This is a genomic window from Streptomyces sp. NPDC040610, from assembly GCF_055594065.1.
In genome coordinates this window covers 142,880-159,052 of sequence record NZ_JBVIXA010000005.1, presented here as the reverse complement: position 1 = coordinate 159,052, position 16,173 = coordinate 142,880, and the positions used below count along the sequence as shown (strand labels likewise).

General features: G+C 71.5%; 15 protein-coding genes. 8 read left to right on the top strand and 7 right to left on the bottom strand.

Features of this window, described 5'->3' with window-relative positions; genetic code table 11:
* Nucleotides 1–118: 118 nt before the first annotated feature.
* The gene (serC, locus tag ACZ6AA_RS19480; RefSeq protein WP_468481293.1) at nucleotides 119–1,237 is read left to right on the top strand and encodes a phosphoserine transaminase; all 1,119 of its coding nucleotides are present in this window, start codon (nucleotides 119–121) and stop codon (nucleotides 1,235–1,237) included.
* A gap of 122 nt (nucleotides 1,238–1,359) precedes the next feature.
* Here serC and ACZ6AA_RS19475 read toward each other — a convergent pair whose 3' ends face one another.
* Nucleotides 1,360–2,253, bottom strand: a complete 894-nt coding sequence (locus ACZ6AA_RS19475) for an ABC transporter permease (RefSeq protein ID WP_468457278.1) — start codon at nucleotides 2,251–2,253, stop codon at nucleotides 1,360–1,362.
* The gene (locus tag ACZ6AA_RS19470; RefSeq protein ID WP_468457280.1) at nucleotides 2,250–3,338 is read right to left on the bottom strand and encodes an ATP-binding cassette domain-containing protein; all 1,089 of its coding nucleotides are present in this window, start codon (nucleotides 3,336–3,338) and stop codon (nucleotides 2,250–2,252) included. Before ACZ6AA_RS19470 ends, ACZ6AA_RS19475 begins: the two co-directional genes overlap by 4 nt.
* A gap of 101 nt (nucleotides 3,339–3,439) precedes the next feature.
* On the opposite strand from ACZ6AA_RS19470, the gene ACZ6AA_RS19465 reads away from it, so the two are divergent.
* Nucleotides 3,440–4,201 (top strand): TetR/AcrR family transcriptional regulator, encoded by a 762-nt coding sequence (locus ACZ6AA_RS19465; protein WP_468457282.1) that lies wholly within the window; start codon nucleotides 3,440–3,442, stop codon nucleotides 4,199–4,201.
* Nucleotides 4,202–4,230: 29 nt separating this feature from the next.
* On the opposite strand, the gene ACZ6AA_RS19460 is transcribed toward ACZ6AA_RS19465, so the two are convergent.
* Nucleotides 4,231–5,268 carry an SdiA-regulated/phytase-like domain-containing protein gene (locus ACZ6AA_RS19460; protein WP_471459102.1) on the bottom strand — a complete coding sequence of 346 codons (1,038 nt, stop codon included), beginning with the start codon at nucleotides 5,266–5,268 and terminating at the stop codon, nucleotides 4,231–4,233.
* A gap of 111 nt (nucleotides 5,269–5,379) precedes the next feature.
* On the opposite strand from ACZ6AA_RS19460, the gene ACZ6AA_RS19455 reads away from it, so the two are divergent.
* Nucleotides 5,380–6,051, top strand: coding sequence for a GDSL-type esterase/lipase family protein (locus tag ACZ6AA_RS19455; protein ID WP_468457286.1), 672 nt, complete (start codon nucleotides 5,380–5,382; stop codon nucleotides 6,049–6,051).
* Between the two features lie 66 nt (nucleotides 6,052–6,117).
* Here the strand turns inward: ACZ6AA_RS19455 and ACZ6AA_RS19450 are convergent, their stop codons facing one another.
* Nucleotides 6,118–7,329, bottom strand: coding sequence for a serine hydrolase domain-containing protein (locus ACZ6AA_RS19450; protein WP_471459100.1), 1,212 nt, complete (start codon nucleotides 7,327–7,329; stop codon nucleotides 6,118–6,120).
* A 226-nt stretch (nucleotides 7,330–7,555) separates the two neighbouring features.
* The gene (locus tag ACZ6AA_RS19445) at nucleotides 7,556–8,470 is read right to left on the bottom strand and encodes an MBL fold metallo-hydrolase (RefSeq protein ID WP_471459098.1); all 915 of its coding nucleotides are present in this window, start codon (nucleotides 8,468–8,470) and stop codon (nucleotides 7,556–7,558) included.
* Nucleotides 8,471–8,605: 135 nt separating this feature from the next.
* On the opposite strand from ACZ6AA_RS19445, the gene ACZ6AA_RS19440 reads away from it, so the two are divergent.
* Nucleotides 8,606–9,625 (top strand): AraC family transcriptional regulator, encoded by a 1,020-nt coding sequence (locus tag ACZ6AA_RS19440; protein ID WP_471459096.1) that lies wholly within the window; start codon nucleotides 8,606–8,608, stop codon nucleotides 9,623–9,625.
* On the opposite strand, the gene ACZ6AA_RS19435 is transcribed toward ACZ6AA_RS19440, so the two are convergent.
* Entirely contained in the window at nucleotides 9,622–10,095 is a 474-nt protein-coding gene (locus tag ACZ6AA_RS19435; protein WP_471459094.1) for a profilin, read from the bottom strand. The two genes, ACZ6AA_RS19440 and ACZ6AA_RS19435, sit on opposite strands and share 4 nt — an antisense overlap.
* 217 nt (nucleotides 10,096–10,312) lie before the next feature.
* Here ACZ6AA_RS19435 and ACZ6AA_RS19430 point away from each other — a divergent pair, with 217 nt between their 5' ends.
* Entirely contained in the window at nucleotides 10,313–10,927 is a 615-nt protein-coding gene (locus ACZ6AA_RS19430; protein ID WP_471459092.1) for a hypothetical protein, read from the top strand.
* On the opposite strand, the gene ACZ6AA_RS19425 is transcribed toward ACZ6AA_RS19430, so the two are convergent.
* Nucleotides 10,896–11,561, bottom strand: coding sequence for a TetR/AcrR family transcriptional regulator (locus tag ACZ6AA_RS19425; RefSeq protein WP_468457296.1), 666 nt, complete (start codon nucleotides 11,559–11,561; stop codon nucleotides 10,896–10,898). The genes ACZ6AA_RS19430 and ACZ6AA_RS19425 overlap by 32 nt on opposite strands.
* A gap of 168 nt (nucleotides 11,562–11,729) precedes the next feature.
* On the opposite strand from ACZ6AA_RS19425, the gene ACZ6AA_RS19420 reads away from it, so the two are divergent.
* From ACZ6AA_RS19420 to ACZ6AA_RS19410, 3 genes are all read left to right on the top strand, one after another.
* Nucleotides 11,730–12,569: an SDR family oxidoreductase gene (locus tag ACZ6AA_RS19420; RefSeq protein WP_471459090.1), complete on the top strand. Its 840-nt coding sequence runs from the start codon at nucleotides 11,730–11,732 to the stop codon at nucleotides 12,567–12,569.
* A 67-nt stretch (nucleotides 12,570–12,636) separates the two neighbouring features.
* Nucleotides 12,637–14,445 (top strand): tetratricopeptide repeat protein, encoded by a 1,809-nt coding sequence (locus ACZ6AA_RS19415; RefSeq protein WP_471459088.1) that lies wholly within the window; start codon nucleotides 12,637–12,639, stop codon nucleotides 14,443–14,445.
* 46 nt (nucleotides 14,446–14,491) lie between these two features.
* The coding region (locus ACZ6AA_RS19410) for a tetratricopeptide repeat protein (RefSeq protein ID WP_471459086.1) at nucleotides 14,492–16,173 on the top strand (1,682 nt) is incomplete at its 3' end.

Here is a 16,173-nt window from a genome sequence, read left to right as displayed (position 1 = left end):
CGGGTGAGGCAGGCCCCGCGCGGTAGCGCGGGGAAACCACCCACCGCCCGCACAGGGCAACGTCTCGCGGGATGGACCAGCCAAACCCCCCACGTCCAGAAACAGCTACGCTCCCTACGTGGCTGAGATCCAGATTCCCGCTGACATCAAGCCCGCCGACGGCCGTTTCGGCGCGGGCCCCTCCAAGGTGCGGACGGAGGCGCTGGACGCCCTGGCCGCGACCGGTACGTCCCTGCTCGGCACGTCCCACCGCCAGGCCCCGGTGAAGAACCTGGTGGGCCGCGTACGCGAGGGCGTCCGCGAGCTGTTCCAGCTCCCCGAGGGCTACGAGGTGATCCTCGGCAACGGCGGCTCGACCGCGTTCTGGGACGTGGCGACGCACGGCCTGATCGAGAACAAGTCCCAGCACCTGTCCTTCGGCGAGTTCAGCTCGAAGTTCGCGAAGGCGGCGAAGCTGGCCCCGTGGCTGGCGGAGCCGACCGTCATCGCGTCCGACCCGGGCACGCACCCCGACCCGGAGGCGGAGGAGGGCGTGGACGTGTACGCGTTCACGCACAACGAGACGTCGACCGGCGTGGCGGCCCCGATCGAGCGGGTCCCGGGCGCCGACGCGGGCTCCCTGGTCCTGGTGGACGCGACGTCGGGCGCGGGCGGCCTGCCCGTGGACATCGCGCAGAGCGACGTGTACTACTTCGCGCCGCAGAAGTCCTTCGCGTCGGACGGCGGCCTGTGGGTGGCCGCGTTCTCCCCGGCGGCGATCGAGCGCGCCGAGCGGATCCACGCGAGCGGCCGCCACGTACCGGAGTTCTTCAGCCTGCCGACGGCGATCGACAACTCCCGCAAGAACCAGACGTACAACACCCCCGCGCTCGCGACCCTGTTCCTGCTCGGCGAGCAGTTGGACTGGCTCAACGGCCAGGGCGGCCTCGACTGGTCGGTGCGGCGCACGGCGACGTCGGCGCGGACGCTGTACGGCTGGGCGGAGGAGTCGAAGTACGCGGCCCCGTTCGTCACGGACCCGGCGAAGCGCTCGCAGGTCATCGGCACGATCGACTTCGCCGACGAGATCGACGCGGCGGCCGTCGCCAAGGCGCTGCGCGCGAACGGCATCGTGGACACGGAGCCGTACCGCAAGCTGGGCCGCAACCAGCTGCGCGTGGCGATGTTCCCGGCGATCGACCCGGCGGACGTCGAGGCACTGACGAAGTGCGTGGACTACGTGATCGAGAAGCTGTAACCCCGCACACCCCGAACACCCCGCACGAGGACGGCCCGGGTACGCACTGAGCGCACCCGGGCCGTCCTCGTACCCGGAACCCGCCCCCGTACCCGGACCCCCTTCCGCGTACCCAACCCCCTTCACCGACTCAGCCGCTGAAACCTCCGCACAGCCATCGGCAGGAACACCGCCGTCACCACCAGCGGCCACACCACCGCCATGAGCACCGCGTTCTGCTCGACCCAGCTGGACCCGCCCGCGCCGGGGTTGCCGAAGAGTTCGCGGGCGGCCGTGCCGGTGGACGACACCGGGTTCCAGGCGGCGACGGGCGCCAGCCAGTCCGGCATCAGGGACGGCGCCACGAACACGCTGGAGATCATCGTCAGCGGGAACGCCACCGCGTACAGGCCCCCGGCCGCCTCCGCGCTGGGCACGAGCAGGCCGAGCCAGACGCCCACCCAGATCAGGCTGAAGCGCAGCAGCAGAAGGAGCGCGAACGCGGCCACCGTGTTGAGGACGCCGTTGCCCGGCCGCCAGCCGATGGCGAGGGCCGTGAGCGCGAGGATCGTCAGCTCCGCGCAGGCCACGACGAGGTCGGAGAGGCCGCGCCCGGCCGACACCGCGGAGGGTGCCATGGGCATGGAGCGGAAGCGGTCGATGACGCCCTTGGAGGCGTCCGTGACGACGCCCATCGCGGTGTTCATGAAGCCGAAGGCCATGGTCATCACGAACATGCCGGGCATCAGGAACTGCTTGTAGTCGCCCTCGCCGCCGGGCACCTTCATGGCCTCGCCGAAGACGAAGCCGTACAGGAGCACGCTGATGATCGGGAAGCCGAGCTGCCAGGCGATCATGATGGGCTGGCGCTGGAAGTGGGTCAGGTAGCGACGGGTGATGTTGAGGGTGTCGGCGACCGCCCAGTACGCCCGCCCGTGCTCCGGCCCGCCGACGAGGCCACCGCCGACGCCGCTGCCGCTCCCGCTGCCCCCGCCGCTCGTCGTCCCGCTCGTCGCTGTCGCCATCACGTCACTCATGCCGCGGCTCCCGTCCGGTCGAACCCCTGCGCCTGCCCCTGCGTTTGGCCCTGCGTCTGCGTCTGCCCGTCCGGCTCCCCCGCGGGCCGGCCCCCCGTGAGCCGCAGGAACACGTCGTCCAGGCTCGGCCGCCGCAGCCCGATGTCCTCGACCGCGACGCCCTCGTCCTGGAGGGTGCGGGCGACGTCGGTGAGCGCGGCCACCCGGTCGGTCACCGCGGCCTGCACGCGGCGCTCCGCGTCGACCGTCTCGGGCACGCCGTGCGCGACGCGGGCGACGGCCCTGACGGCGGCGGGCAGGTCGGCGGGCTCGGCGACGACGACTTCGAGCTGGCTGCCGCCGACGGTGGCCTTGAGGCCGTCGGGGGTGTCGTCGGCGATGGCGCGGCCCTGGTCGATGACGGTGATGCGGGATGCGAGCTTGTCGGCCTCCTCCAGATACTGCGTGGTGAGCAGCACGGTGGTGCCGCGGCCCACCAGGTCCCGTACGGAGTCCCAGACCTCGCTGCGGCCGCGCGGGTCGAGGCCGGTCGTCGGCTCGTCCAGGAACAGCACGGACGGGGCGAGGATCATCGACGCGGCGAGGTCGAGGCGGCGCCGCATGCCGCCGCTGTACGTCCCCGCCCCCTTGTCGGCGGCCGCCTCCAGGCCGAACTGCTCCAGGAGTTCCTGGGCGCGCAGCGCGGCCCGCTTGCCGCCGAGGTGGAAGAGGCGGCCGAACATCTCCAGGTTCTGCCGCCCGCTGAGCATCTCGTCGACCGCGGCGTACTGACCGGTCAGGCCGATGCGGCCGCGTACGACACGGGCGTCGCGCCGGACGTCCGCGCCGCCGACCGTGGCGCTGCCGCCGTCGAGCCGGACCAGCGTGGACAGGATGCGCACCGCCGTGGTCTTGCCCGCGCCGTTCGGACCGAGCAGGCCGTGCACCGTGCCGTGCGCCACGGTCAGGTCGAAGCCGTCCAGGGCCTTCTTGTCGCCGTACCGCTTCTCCAGGCCGCGGGCCCGCACCGCGTACTCGCCGACGTCGTCGCGCCCACCGATTCCACTACCGCTCACTGCCCCTCCGCCTTCCACTCCCGACCCCATGCCCGACCCCTTTCCCGAGCCAACCCACCGAACCGAGTACACCGTACCCAATTAAGAGTACACCGTACCCAGTTTTCCCCCAAGGGCTTATCGTGAGATCCATGGCGACCACGGAGACCAGCGGCAGCGGCGACATCACACGCAGCCTGGAACTGATGTGGGGCGGCGGAGAGCGCCCCACGCGCGGACCGAAACCGGCCCTGACACTGGAGCGGATCGTCACCGCGGCCGTGCGGCTCGCCGACGCCGAGGGCATCGCCGCGGTCTCCATGCGCCGCCTCTCCACGGAGCTGGGCACGGGCACGATGTCCCTGTACCGCTACGTCCCCGGCAAGGCCGAGCTGCTCGACCTGATGCTCAACCACGTGCAGGCGCCCGGCGACGACGAGGAGGCCTTCCACGGCGGCTGGCGCGCGGCCGTGGCGGCGTACGGCCGCTCGACGCTGGCGCTGCACCAGAAGCACCCGTGGCTGCTCCAGGTCAACCAGGCGCGGCCCGTACTCGGCCCGAGCGCGGTCGGCGGCCTGGAGCGGGTCCTCACACACATCAAGCCGATGGGCCTGACCGACCCCGAACTGATCTCAGTCCTGATCATGGTCGAGGGATACGTGTCGGGAGTCGCCCGCAATCACGTCCACGCGGCCCAGGCCGAGGCCGACTCCCAACTCTCCGACGAGGCGTTCTGGGAGGCCCAGCGCCCGGTCCTCGAACGAGTCATGGAAAGCGGCGACTTCCCCCTCCTCTCCACCCTCTCGGAAGACGCCTTCGGCTCGGACTTCGACCACTTCGAATTCGGCCTCCAACGAATCCTGGACGGCCTGGAGGTACTGGTGGAACGCCGCAAGCGGGAGGCCGCGGGTTAGCCGACGCCGCGCCGGGGGCCCGTCCGGAGCTAGCTCCCCTTCTTCCCGAACAGCCGCTTCAGCCCGAACACCGCCACCAGGACGGCGGCGATGGCGAGGGCCCCGCCCTTGTACCCGCCGCCGAACACACCCCCGTCGTCGTCACCGTCGGCGCCTCCCCCGTTGGACGACGATCCGCCGGGGGACCCCGCCCCCTCGACGTCCCTCGGCTCGACGTCGCTCTCCTGGCCCTCGGTGCCGTACATGAGACGGGAACCGTCGGGGCTGTACGTCACCGACTCGCCCTGGCGCTGCAGTGGCACGCTCAGCCGGCCCTCGCGCTTGATCTTGCCGTCGCCCTCCCAGCGGTAGGAGACGCCGCCGAAGTAGCCGCGCAGGGCGAGCTGCTTGCCGTTGGGCGAGAAGGCGCCGTCGGTCGCCCACAGGTCGACGTCGGCGACGCGCTGGAAGACGTTGGTCCGGGACGTGGACATCCGCGCGGGCGGCGGGCCCTGGTAGAGGCTGGCCTCGCCGTCCTCCTTCTTGTCCACGATGTAGACCCGCCCCGTCTTCGGATGGACCATCATCGACTCGGCGTCACGCGGCCCGTCCGAGTACTTCACCACGTACTGCTTCGCCCGGATCGACTGATCCTTGAGCTCCTTGGGCTCGGGCAGCTTGTAGATCCACACGAAGGACCACTTGCCGCCGAGGTTGTCCCCGATGTCCCCCACGTACAGATCCCCGTCGGGCCCCATCGAGATCGCCTCGACGTCACGCGGCTTGCCGACGCCCGTCATCGTGACCGTGGCCACGGTCTTGCCGGTGGCGCTGTCGACCGCGTACAGGAAAGCGCCCTTGTCCTGGTCGTTGTGCGTCCAGTACACCCCGGGGTGCGCGCGGGACGCGACGAGCCCGCTGGACTCGGTGATGCGGGGGTCCTTGATGCTGAACCCGTCGTTGCCCTTGCCGCCCTTGCCGTCGTCGGCGTGGGCCGCCGGGGCGGTGAGGACCGAGAGGGCGAACGCCGTGGACACGGCGACGGCGGCGGTGGCGACACCGGGGACCACAGACGGAAGCGAGCGCATGGCCCAAGCGTGCCATCCGCGCGGCGCACCCGGCCCCGGGGCCGTGCGGCGTGCTCAGCCTCACACGCGGCGGGGCGGCCTGAGGCGCCCCGGTACCGCGATGATGAGCGGATGCTCAGGTTCATGTTCGTCGGCGACTCGATGACCATCGGAAGCGCCGGTGAACACACCTGGCGCTACTGGATGTGGCGCCACCTCTGCGCCACCCACGGCGCCCCCTTCAAGATCGTCGGCCCCCGGGAGACCTTGTACGACAAGGCGACCGAGGCCCCCACGTCGTACGAGTACGCCGAACCCGACTTCCCCCGCCGCCACTTGGCGGGCTGGGGCGAGGGCTGGCAGCACCTGACCCCGCTGATCGCCGACGCCGTCAAGGCCGACCGCGCGGACGTCCTCCTCGTCTCCCTCGGCCTCATCGACCTGGGCTTCTACACGAACGCCGAGCAGACCGCCGCCAACGTGGCCCGCTTCGTCGCCGAGGCCCGCCGCGCCAACCCACGCGTCGCCCTCGCCGTCCTCCCCGTCATACCGAACGTCCGCGCCGAGGACGACCCCGACTTCGCCGCCGAGCTCACCCGCTTCAACGAACTCCTCGCCAAGACCGTCGCCGACCTGGACACCTCCGCCTCCGCCCTGCTCCTGGCCTCACCCCCGCCCGAGTACGACATCCACCTCGACACCTACGACGGCACCCACCCCAACGAGCACGGCGAGCGCAAGCTGGCTGCGGCGTTCGCGGCGGCGATGTGGGAGGCGTGGGGGCTGGGTGGGCCTCCGGAGTAGCCCCGCTCTGGATGAGCCTCCGGAGCAGCCCCTCCGGCGCGGCCGACCCGAGGAGCCCGGGGCCCGTCAGCCCCCGCAGAACTCCGCCTCGACCACCGCGTCCTCCCCCTTCTGCTCGCCCCAGTCCCCGTTCCGGTTCAGGGTCAGCACATGCCGTCCGTCCGCCGACGCCACCGTGCGGCTCGCCGATCCGGGGATCATGCCGCCGTGGCCCCAGGCCCAGCAGCCCTCCTTCAGCTTGAAGTGACGTATGCCGAGGCCGTAGACGTCATCCGGGCCGCCGTGTCCCTTGTCGCCGTCGACGGGGACGGCGGCGAGCAGGGCCCGCTGCTGGGCGGGCGGCAGGAGTCGGCCGCGCAGCAGCTTCGCCATGAAGGTGTTCACGTCGCCCGTGGTCGATATGAGCTGCCCGGCGGCGAAGGCCACCGTGGGGCTGAACTCGGTGACGTCGCGCACCTTCGCGTGCGGTGGGTCCTCGAAGAGCGTGGAGTAGTGCGTCGCGTGCGGCCGGGGCACTTTGGGCGAAAGGCCTGGCACACTCGTGCCGCGCAGGCCGAGCGGGTGGATGACGAGCCGGTCGACCGCCTCCTTGTACGTGTCGCCCGTCGCCCTCTCGATGATCATTCCGGCGAGTATGTAGTTGGTGTCCGAGTAGTCCCACTCCCCGGCGGAACCCGGCCTGCTGCCCTGCTCCGGCTGGAAGTCGGGCGGGTGGGCGAGCGCTATGTCGACCAGTTGCGTGGGCTTCCACCGGATGTGGCGGTTCTTGTCGAACGCGTCCCCCGCGTACTTGGCGCGGAAGCCTTCGTCCATGTTGTAGTCGAAGATCCCGCTCGTGTGGTTCAGGAGGTGCCGCACGGTGATGGCCCCCGGTCGGTACCCCTTGCCGCGCACCACGCCGGGCAGCCACTTCTCGACGCTGTCGTCCAGGGACAGGCGGCCCTCGGCCTCCAGCTTGAGCAGCACCACGGACGTGAAGGTCTTGCTCAGGCTGGCGATGCGGAACTTCTCGTGGCTGCCGCGCTGGTGCCCGGTCGTGAGGTCGCGGACCCCGGCACGGCCGTTCCACACCCGGCGCCCGTCCCGGACCTGGGCTATGACGCCGGGCGTGCCCTGCGCGACGATCCGGTCGAGGGCCGCTTGGGTCGGCGCGTGCGTCGGTGGCGGGGGTCGGTGCGGTTTGTCGGCGGGGGCCTGGGCGGGTGCCGGTTTGGCAGGGGCAGGTGTGGCGGAGCCCGGCGCGGCGGCGGTGAGCGCGCACACGGCGCCTAGGGCCACGCCGAGGGCGACAGGCAGACGACGGGGACGGTGGACGCGATGGGGACGGGGACGGGGACGGCGGGAAGGTAAGCGCAGCGAGCTGTGGTTCATGGCACCAGCACATCAGCCGGGCCCACCCCGCCCCATCAGGAATCCCCCGGATATCGATCAGGGGAACACACTAGGGGCCCACGCCCCCCACCCCTGAGCGCCACGCCCCCCACCGCGCTCCCACCCCCAAGCCCTACGCCCCCCACCCTCGAATCCCGAACTTCCCACCCTCCCGCCGCACTTCGGCCACACCCGAGCCACCGAAGTGCGCGGGCACGAACAACTCCCGCTCATCAGCAGCCCGTTCAAGCACCCGCCGCCGACTCACAGCCGCCCCCTTCGGGTCCTCGCACAGACAGCTGCTGCACCCCGGCTCCAGGATCTGCACCGGCGTGTGCAGCAGATCGCCCACGAAGACGGCCCGGTCCGCGCCGGAGGCGAGCCGCAGGACGGAGGAGCCCGGGGTGTGACCGGGGGCGGGTTCAAGGGTGAGGTGGCCGTCGATGCGATGGCCGCCCTCCCACAGGACGGCCTGCCCGGCCCGGACCACCGGCTCCACGCTGTCCGCGAAGATGTTCCGCTGCTCATCACGCCGGGCGCGCCCGGCGTCGTCGCGCGGCGCGGGGCGTCCGGCGGCGCCCTCCGGCGAGAAGTAGGCGTGGTCGGCGGCGGGCATGAGGTACGAGGCGTTCGGGAACGTCGGCACCCAACTGTCGCCCTCCGCCCGCGTGTTCCAGCCGACGTGATCCCCGTGCAGATGGGTGTTGACGACGACGTCCACGTCCTCGGGGCGTACGCCGACGGCCGCGAGCCGCCCCAGGTAGTCCGTCTCCAGCTGGTCGAAGTGCGGCGAGCCGGGCCGCCGCCGTCCGTTGCCGACGCCCGTGTCGACGAGGATCGTCCGCCCCTCGCTGCGCAGCACCCACGTCTGTACGACGCCCACGACCTGGTCGTCATCGGGCTCCCAGAAGTCCGGCTCCAGCCACTCCCGGTGGGCGTCCCACACCTCGGGCGGGCAGTCGGGCACGAGCACCCGCCCGGACCCGAAGCGCCCGCGCAGCTCCTCGACCCGCAGGACCTCGACGTCCCCCAAAGTGAACCGCTCCATGACTCCGCCCTCCATCAGACTCGGGTCGGCCTTCGACCACCGCACCCCCACGCTAGGAGCCACTCATGAGCGTCTCAATGCGCGACAACCTCATCCAAATACGCGAACGTCTCACTCTCCGCGTACGCTGACCGCATGGACGTGGTGAGCGACGCGATCGCGGCGGTACGGGTCGGCGCCCCCTCGGCGAACCGGGTGCGGGCGGCGGGGAGTTGGTGCGCCCGGCTGTCCGCGTACGAGGGGGCGGGCTTCCATGTGGTCCTGGCAGGCGGCTGCCAGCTGCTCCTCGACGAGGGGCGGCGACCGGTCGCGCTGGGCCGGGGCGATGTGGTGCTGCTGCCGCACGGCTCGGAGCACGTGCTCGCGGACGCGACGGCGGAGGGGCCCGCGGCGGCGAGGCGGGCGGTGGACTTCGAGAGCTGGTCGGCCCAGCGTCAGCAGCGCGCCCCCGGAACCGGGACCTTTGCCCCCGACACCCCCGGCCCCGACACCTCCGACCCCGACACCCTCGAACCCCACACCCCCACCGCAGAGCTGATGTGCGGCAAATACCGCCTGGACCAGGCCCGCGCCCACCCCCTCCTGGCCGAGCTGCCCGACGTGGTCCACCTCCCGGCGGCCCCGGACCGCCACCCCGAACTGCACGCGGCGCTGGGCCTGTTGGCGCACGAGACGACGGGCACCCGCCCCGGCGCGGACATCGCCGTACCGGGCCTCCTCGACCTGCTCCTCGTCTACCTGATCCGGGCGTGGCTGGCCGACCGTGCGGAGGCGGGGACGCCGGGCTGGGCGTGCGCACTCGGCGACCCGGCGGTGGCGACGGCCCTGCGCCTGCTGCACAGGGACCCGGCCCACCCCTGGACGAACGACGCCCTGGCGGCCGGCGCGGGCGTCTCCCGGGCCACGCTGGCCCGCAAGTTCACGGGCTTGGTCGGCCGCCCGCCGATGGCGTACCTGAGTTGGTGGCGGATGACGCGGGCAGCGGCGCTGCTGCGGGACAGCGAGGTGCCCTTGGACGCGATCGCGCGCCGGGTGGGCTACGGCTCGCCGTACGCGCTGTCGCACGCGTTCAGCAGGGAGTTCGGGGTAACGCCGGGGCGGTACCGGAAGCGCGCGAGCACGCCCGGCACCACACCCTGCCGCGAGAGCCCTTAGAGTCCCTTCTTCACCAAGAAGTCCACGAACTTCTCCAGGACGTTGGAGGCGTCGCTGCGGGGCTGCCCTTCCACATAGAGGCAGGCGACGAGGGCGGTCTTGGACTTGGCGGCGAGAAAGCCGTTGAAGCCGTTCGAGCCATGGAGCGTACGGACTTCGTGCCCGAGGTTGGCGTACTCGTGGCCGCCTATTCGCACCGACCGGGAGCCCAGGTTCTCCGGCTCGTCGACGAGGGCGCCCAGGAGACAGCCCTCCTTCTCCGTGACCTGGATGTCGTAGGAGGTGGCGAGGGTCTTTCCTTCCAAGTCGAGGATGACGCCGCTGGCGAAGGCGCCGCTGCCCATCAGGTAGTAGTCCATGTACTGCTGCCACTCGTCACCGGGCTTCGCGGACCACTGCCCACCGGGCCGCTGGTACTGATCCCCGAAGTCGTCCCCTTGCCCCAGATACTTCTGCCAGCGCTCACGCACAGGTGCCTCCTAGCCGACCGTTCCACTGCTTCTGACGGCGTCCCCCGAGAGGATCTCTCCCGGGAAACGTAGTGTCCGCGGCCCGAGTTCCGATATGGAGATCCCGGCCACGGCAGTGCCGGTTCGCCCTGGGCCGATGGGCGCCTCCCCCAAACGGTGGAGGAGTTCCAGCCGTGCGGCTGATCCCCCGTCCCAACTGCCCCGCGACGCTTGATCCATGGCACCGAAGATCTTTCACACAGCCCCGCCGGTCAGTGACACCGAGCGGCCGGTTCCGCGTTGGGCGATGCGGTTGGCGTACGCGCTGCCGCTGCTTCTGCTGCCGTCGTGTCTGTGGCGGTTGCCGTTCGCCGTGCACTTCGAGATGGGGCAGGTGCAGGAGCAGGGCATGCCGTCGTACTGGGTGAGTGTTCCGTACGTGTTGGCGCTCAGTGTGCTCACGGAGGTGACCGCGATCCTGGCCATCGGGCTGGTGCGGGGGTGGGGTGAGGTGGCACCCGACTGGATACCGGTCATCGGCGGCAGGCGTGTGCGGCCGCTGGCTGCCGTCGTCCCCGCTGTCGTCGGCGGTCTGATCCTCAGCGCGTTGTTCACCGACGTGCCGATCGGCGGCCGCCGCAGGCTCACCGTGTTCGGCGTCGTCGAGACCGTCGAGTACTCCAACAGCGCCTGGCACACGCTCGCCCAGGTGTGCGTCGCACCGACCGCCGTGTGGGGGCCCATCGTCATCGCCCTCGCCATCGCGTACTACCGCCGTCGGCGCGGCGGCGCCCCGTCCCGGCTCGCGAGGACGCGCGCGCTCAGCGGGCAGGCGTGTGAAGGATGCCGTTGATCAGGACGTTCAGGTGCCACGTGTCGCGGTCGCCGGGGGCGAACAGGGCCTCGCGGAGTCCGGTGATCATGGGGTACTTGTCGGCGGGGAGGGAGGCGTAGCGGCGGTCGGCCGCGGTGATGGTGTCCTCCTCGTCGGTGTCCTTGGTGTTGTACGCGGCCTGCTCGGCCGCCGCCGCGGCGATGTGGAGGAAGAGCAGGTCCACGGCCCAGGCGGCTGTGACGTCGTCGAGGCCGCCCTCCTTGAGCAGGGCGAGCATGCGGTCCAGGACGAGGAGGGCGTTGTCGCCGGTGGGGATCGCTCCGAGGGCGACGGCGGCCAGGCCCTCGTGGCGGCTCATCGCCTCCGTCGCGGCGGTCATCAGCGTACGAAGCCGCTCCTGCCAGGCGCCCTCCGACGTGAGGGGCACCTGCGCGAGGGCCGCGTCGAGCATCGCCGTCATGAGGTCGTCGCGGTTGGCCACGTAGACGTAGAGCGAGGCCGGGCCGGTGTCCAGTTCCTTGGCGACGCGGCGCATCGTCAGGGCGTCCAGGCCGTCCCGGTCCAGGATCTCCAGGCCGGTCCGCACGATGACGTCGCGGCTGAGGGGGGCCTTGGCGGGGCGCGCGCGGCGGCTGATCGGCGGGGTGGTCATGAGGGAAGCGTAGCCCGGGGCGAACGGCGTTTGACACGAACAGCGTTCGTTACCTAGCTTGAGGAGGAGCCCGAGCGAACGCCGTTCGTTACGAACGGGAATCGTTCGCTGCGGAATCGTTCGCCGTTTCTCCTGGTAGCGGCGGTACACGAAAGGACCCCAAACCCCATGATCCTCATCACCGGAGCCCGCGGCGCGGTAGCCACCCACCTCGCCGCCCTCCTCCACGCCGAAGGCCTCCCCCTTCGCCTGGCCTCGGCGCACCCCGACGACCTCGCCCCACCCCCCGGCGTGCCCACCACGCGCCTGGCGCTCACCGACCCGGCCGACTTCCCCGCGGCCCTGGCGGGCATCAAGACCGTCTTCCTCTACGCCTCCCCCGACCGCATCACCGACTTCGTCGACCACGCCCGACGGGCCGGAGTCGAGCACATCGTGCTGCTGTCCTCATCGAGCGTGCTGGGCCCGGCCCCCGAGGACGACCCGCTGGCCGCGTCCCATCTCACGGTGGAGAACGCCCTGTTGGCCTCGCCGATCACGACGACGATCCTGCGCCCGGGTTCGTTCGCGTCGAACGCCGGAGCCTGGGCGTGGCCCATCAAGGCCGGCCGCCCGGTGAGCCTGCCGTTCCCGGACGCGCACAGCGACCCGATCCACGAGCTGGACGTGGCGGAGGCGGCCCGGGCCGTCATCCGGGAACTCCGCCACCACGGCGGCACGTTCACTCTGAGTGGCCCCGAGTCGCTCTCGTTCAGCGAGCAGATCGACCGACTCGCCGCGGTCACGGGCAGCCCGGCCACGATCAAGCAGGTCACCCGCGAGGAGTGGAAGCAGGAAATGGCGGACTACATCCCCGCCAGGTACGCCGACGCCCTCCTGAACTGGTGGGAGTCCAACGACGGCAAGCCGGTCGCTCTGACCTCCACGGTGGAGGAGCTGACGGGCCACCCGGCGCGCCCGTTCACGACATGGGCCGCCGATCATGTCGCCGACTTCGCGATCAACTGAATAGAGCGTTCTAGTCTGTTGTGGGACATGGTGGTTGGGGCGGGGGGCCGGACTACCGTAGGGAGGCATGGCGGGCAACCACATCTCCGGCGGCGAGCAGCGCGATGTCATCCAGGCGCAGTCGATCGGGTCCGTCACGTTCGGTACGGAGCGGGCGGGGCCGCCGCCGCAGCGGTACTTGCAGGACCCGGACCGCTGGCCGCTCGCCCGGGAGTGGGACGCCCTCACGGCCGGGGCGCATCGGGCGCGGCCCGGCGAGGACGGCAGCAAACTGCCCCCATACGTGGCCCGGGACGTCGACGCCGAGCTGCGGGAGCGGATCCGGGAGGCGGCCGAGGACGGGGGCCTCGTCCTGGTGGTGGGCGACTCCACCGCTGGAAAGACCCGCGCCGCCTTCGAGGCCGTACGCGAACTGCTCCCCGAGCACCGGGTGTTGGCGCCCCCGGCGGGCGCGGGTCTCCGACCCGCCCCGGACGCCGTCGAGGCCTGCGCGCACCGGCGGTGCGTGGTGTGGCTGGACGACCTTGAGCAGTACCTCGGGCCGGACGGCCTGGAGCCGGAGCTGCTCGCGGAGTTCGTACGCCTACGCGTCCCCGTCATCGCGACGATGCGACTCAAGCCGTACGAGACGTTCAGCGCGGACACCGACGACGGCACCGACGAACGGCGCTGGGCGGGGCTGAGTTCGCGGGTCCTGCGCACGGCGGAGGTCGTGGACCTGGACCGCCTGTGGAGTGCGGGCGAGCTGTCCCGCGCCGGGGCCTGCGACGACGCGCGGATCGCGGACGCAGTCGCCCACCACGGAACCTACGGGATCGCCGAATACATCGCCGCCGGACCGGTGCTGCTACGGGAATGGCGCCGGGCCCAGCGGGCGGGCGGCGGCCATGCGCGCGGCGCCGCACTCGTGACGGCGGCCGTCGACCTGTCACGGGCGGGGCTGCGCGGACCGTACTCCCGGGGGCTCCTTGTGGAGGTCCACGAGCGCTGCCTGGCCGACGCGGGCGGGTCCGTACTGCGGCCGGAAGGCCTCGACGACGCCTTCGCGTGGGCCGCCCGGGTGCGGCTCGGCGTGACGAGTCCCCTGGTGCCGGTGGCCGAGGGCCGGTGGTCGGCGTTCGACTACCTCGTCGACGGCGCGGAGTCGCCCGTACCGGACTGGATCCGGGAGACGGCACTCGCACACGCGGCGGACGACGACGACCGCTACGCCATCGCGACCAGCGCGTACAGAGCCGACGCACTCCGTGTCGCCGAAGCCGCCGTGCGCCCCCTGGCGGACGGCGGCAACCTGACAGCCACGTTCAACCTCGCCCTGCTCTCGGCCAAGGCCGGGCGCGTCGAGGAAGCCGAGGCCCTCTACCGCCACGCCCACGACAACGGCCAGCTCGACGCCACGAACAACCTCGCCCACCTCCTGGCCGACGTCGGCCGCACCGAAGAGGCCGAGGCGCTCTACCGCCACGCCCACTCCCACGGCCACCTCGACGGCACCTTCAACCTCGCCGTCTTCCTCGACGAAAACGACCGCCCCGAGGAAGCCGAAGCCGTCTACCGCCACGCCCACGCCAAGGGCCACCTCGCCGCCACGAACAACCTCGCCATCCTCCTGAAGCAGTCCGACCGCCCCGAGGAAGCCGAGTCCCTGCTCCGCCACGCCCACACCCACGGCCACCTCGACGCGACCTTCAACCTCGCCGTCCTCCTCGACGAACTCGACCGCATCGACGAAGCCGAGACCTTCTACCGCCACGCCCACGACAGGGGCCACCCCGAGGCCACGCACAACCTCGTGCTCCTGCTCGACGAATTCGGCCACACCCGGGAGGCGGAAACCATCCGCCGCGAGACCGCGCCCGACGACCTCCCGGACTGACCACGCACCCCACGGCCCCAGTCACCCCCGACTACCGTAGGTAGGCATGACGGGCGACAACCACATCTCCGGCGGCGAGCAGCGCGACGTCATCCAGGCGCAGTCGATCGGGTCCGTCACGTTCGGCGGGGAACGGGCGGGGGCGCCTCAGCAGCCGTACTTGCAGGACCCCGACCGCTGGCCGCTCGCCCGCGACTGGGACGCCCTCACGGCCGGGGCGCATCGGGCGCGGCCCGGCGAGGACGGCAGCAAGCTCCCGCCGTACGTCGAGCGGGACGTCGACGCCGAACTGCGGGAGCGGATCCGGGAGGCGGCCGAGGAGGGCGGCCTCGTGCTGGTGGTGGGCGACTCCACGGCCGGGAAGACGCGGGCGGCGTTCGAGGCGGTACGGGAACTGCTGGGCGCGTACCGGGTGTTGGCGCCCCCGGTGGGGGCGAGGCTGCGGCCTGCTCCGGAGGTGCTGGAGTGCCACAGGGGCCTGCGGTGTGTGGTGTGGCTGGACGACTTGGAGCAGTACCTGGGGCCGGAGGGGCTTGAGCCCGAGGTGCTCGCGGAGTTCGTACGGCTGCGGGTGCCGGTGGTGGCGACGATGCGGCTGAAGCCGTACGAAACGTTCAGCGTCGGCGGAGATGACGGTGGCGTCGCGCAGAGCTGGGCAGGGCTTGGGGCGCGGGTGCTACGCATGGCGGAGGTCGTGGATCTGGACCGGCTGTGGAGTGAGGGCGAGTTGGCCCGCGCCGGGGAGTGCGACGACTCGCGGATCGCGGATGCCGTTGTGCACCACGGGACGTACGGGATCGCCGAGTACATGGCCGCCGGGCCGGTGTTGTTGCGGGAGTGGCGGCGCGCTCGGCGGGCGGGTGGCGGCCATGCGCGTGGGGCGGCACTCGTGACGGCCGCCGTTGATTTGTACCGGGCGGGATTGCGGGGGCCGTACTCGCGGGGGCTGCTGGTGGAGGTGCACGAGCGGTGCCTGGCGGATGCGGGCGGTTCGGTGCTGCGGCCGGAAGGGCTTGAGGAGGCGTTCGCGTGGGCTTCTCGGGTGCGGCTGGGGGTGACGAGTCCGCTGGTGCCGGTGAGGGAGGGGTGGTGGTCGGCGTTCGACTATCTCGTGGACGGGGTGGAGTCGGCGGTGCCGGAGTGGGTACGGGAGGTGGCGCTCGCGCACGTGGCTGACGATGACGAACGCTTCGCCGTCGCGGGGAGCGCCTACGAAGGTGGCGTACTCCACGTCGCGGAGGCAGCTATGCGACCACTGGCCGACAAGGGCGACAGCCTAGCTGCGAACAACCTCGCCCTCATCCTGCACCAGACCGGCCGCACCAATGAAGCCGAACCCCTCTACCGCCAAGCCCACGACACAGGCCACCCCGGCGCCACGAGCAACCTCGCCATCCTGCTGGAGGAAACCGGCCGCACCGAGGAAGCCGAAGCCCTCTTCCGCCAAGCCCACGACAGGGGCAACCTCGAGGCCACGAACAACCTTGCCATCCTCTTGGAGGAAACCGGTCGCACCGAGGAAGCCGAAGCCCTCTACCGCCAAGCCCACGACACAGGCCACCCCGAAGCCACGAACAACCTGGCCATCCTCCTGCACCAGACCGGCCACACCGAAGAAGCCGAAGCCCTCTTCCGCCAAGCCCACGACACAGGCCACCCCGAAGCCACGAACAACCTGGCCATCCTCCTGCACCAGACCGGCCACACCGAAGAAGCCGAAGCCCTCTT

Excerpts from the sequence above, each read along its gene's own strand:
- ACZ6AA_RS19460 (WP_471459102.1), bottom strand. The coding sequence starts at position 5,268 with ATGCGCTCGCTTCCGTCTGTGGTCCCCGGTGTCGCCACCGCCGCCGTC.
- ACZ6AA_RS19415 (WP_471459088.1), top strand. The coding sequence starts at position 12,637 with ATGGCGGGCAACCACATCTCCGGCGGCGAGCAGCGCGATGTCATCCAG.
- ACZ6AA_RS19455 (WP_468457286.1), top strand. The coding sequence starts at position 5,380 with ATGCTCAGGTTCATGTTCGTCGGCGACTCGATGACCATCGGAAGCGCC.
- ACZ6AA_RS19440 (WP_471459096.1), top strand. The coding sequence starts at position 8,606 with ATGGACGTGGTGAGCGACGCGATCGCGGCGGTACGGGTCGGCGCCCCC.
- ACZ6AA_RS19420 (WP_471459090.1), top strand. The coding sequence starts at position 11,730 with ATGATCCTCATCACCGGAGCCCGCGGCGCGGTAGCCACCCACCTCGCC.
- ACZ6AA_RS19430 (WP_471459092.1), top strand. The coding sequence starts at position 10,313 with ATGGCACCGAAGATCTTTCACACAGCCCCGCCGGTCAGTGACACCGAG.
- ACZ6AA_RS19465 (WP_468457282.1), top strand. The coding sequence starts at position 3,440 with ATGGCGACCACGGAGACCAGCGGCAGCGGCGACATCACACGCAGCCTG.
- ACZ6AA_RS19470 (WP_468457280.1), bottom strand. The coding sequence starts at position 3,338 with ATGGGGTCGGGAGTGGAAGGCGGAGGGGCAGTGAGCGGTAGTGGAATC.
- ACZ6AA_RS19475 (WP_468457278.1), bottom strand. The coding sequence starts at position 2,253 with ATGAGTGACGTGATGGCGACAGCGACGAGCGGGACGACGAGCGGCGGG.
- ACZ6AA_RS19425 (WP_468457296.1), bottom strand. The coding sequence starts at position 11,561 with ATGACCACCCCGCCGATCAGCCGCCGCGCGCGCCCCGCCAAGGCCCCC.
- ACZ6AA_RS19445 (WP_471459098.1), bottom strand. The coding sequence starts at position 8,470 with ATGGAGCGGTTCACTTTGGGGGACGTCGAGGTCCTGCGGGTCGAGGAG.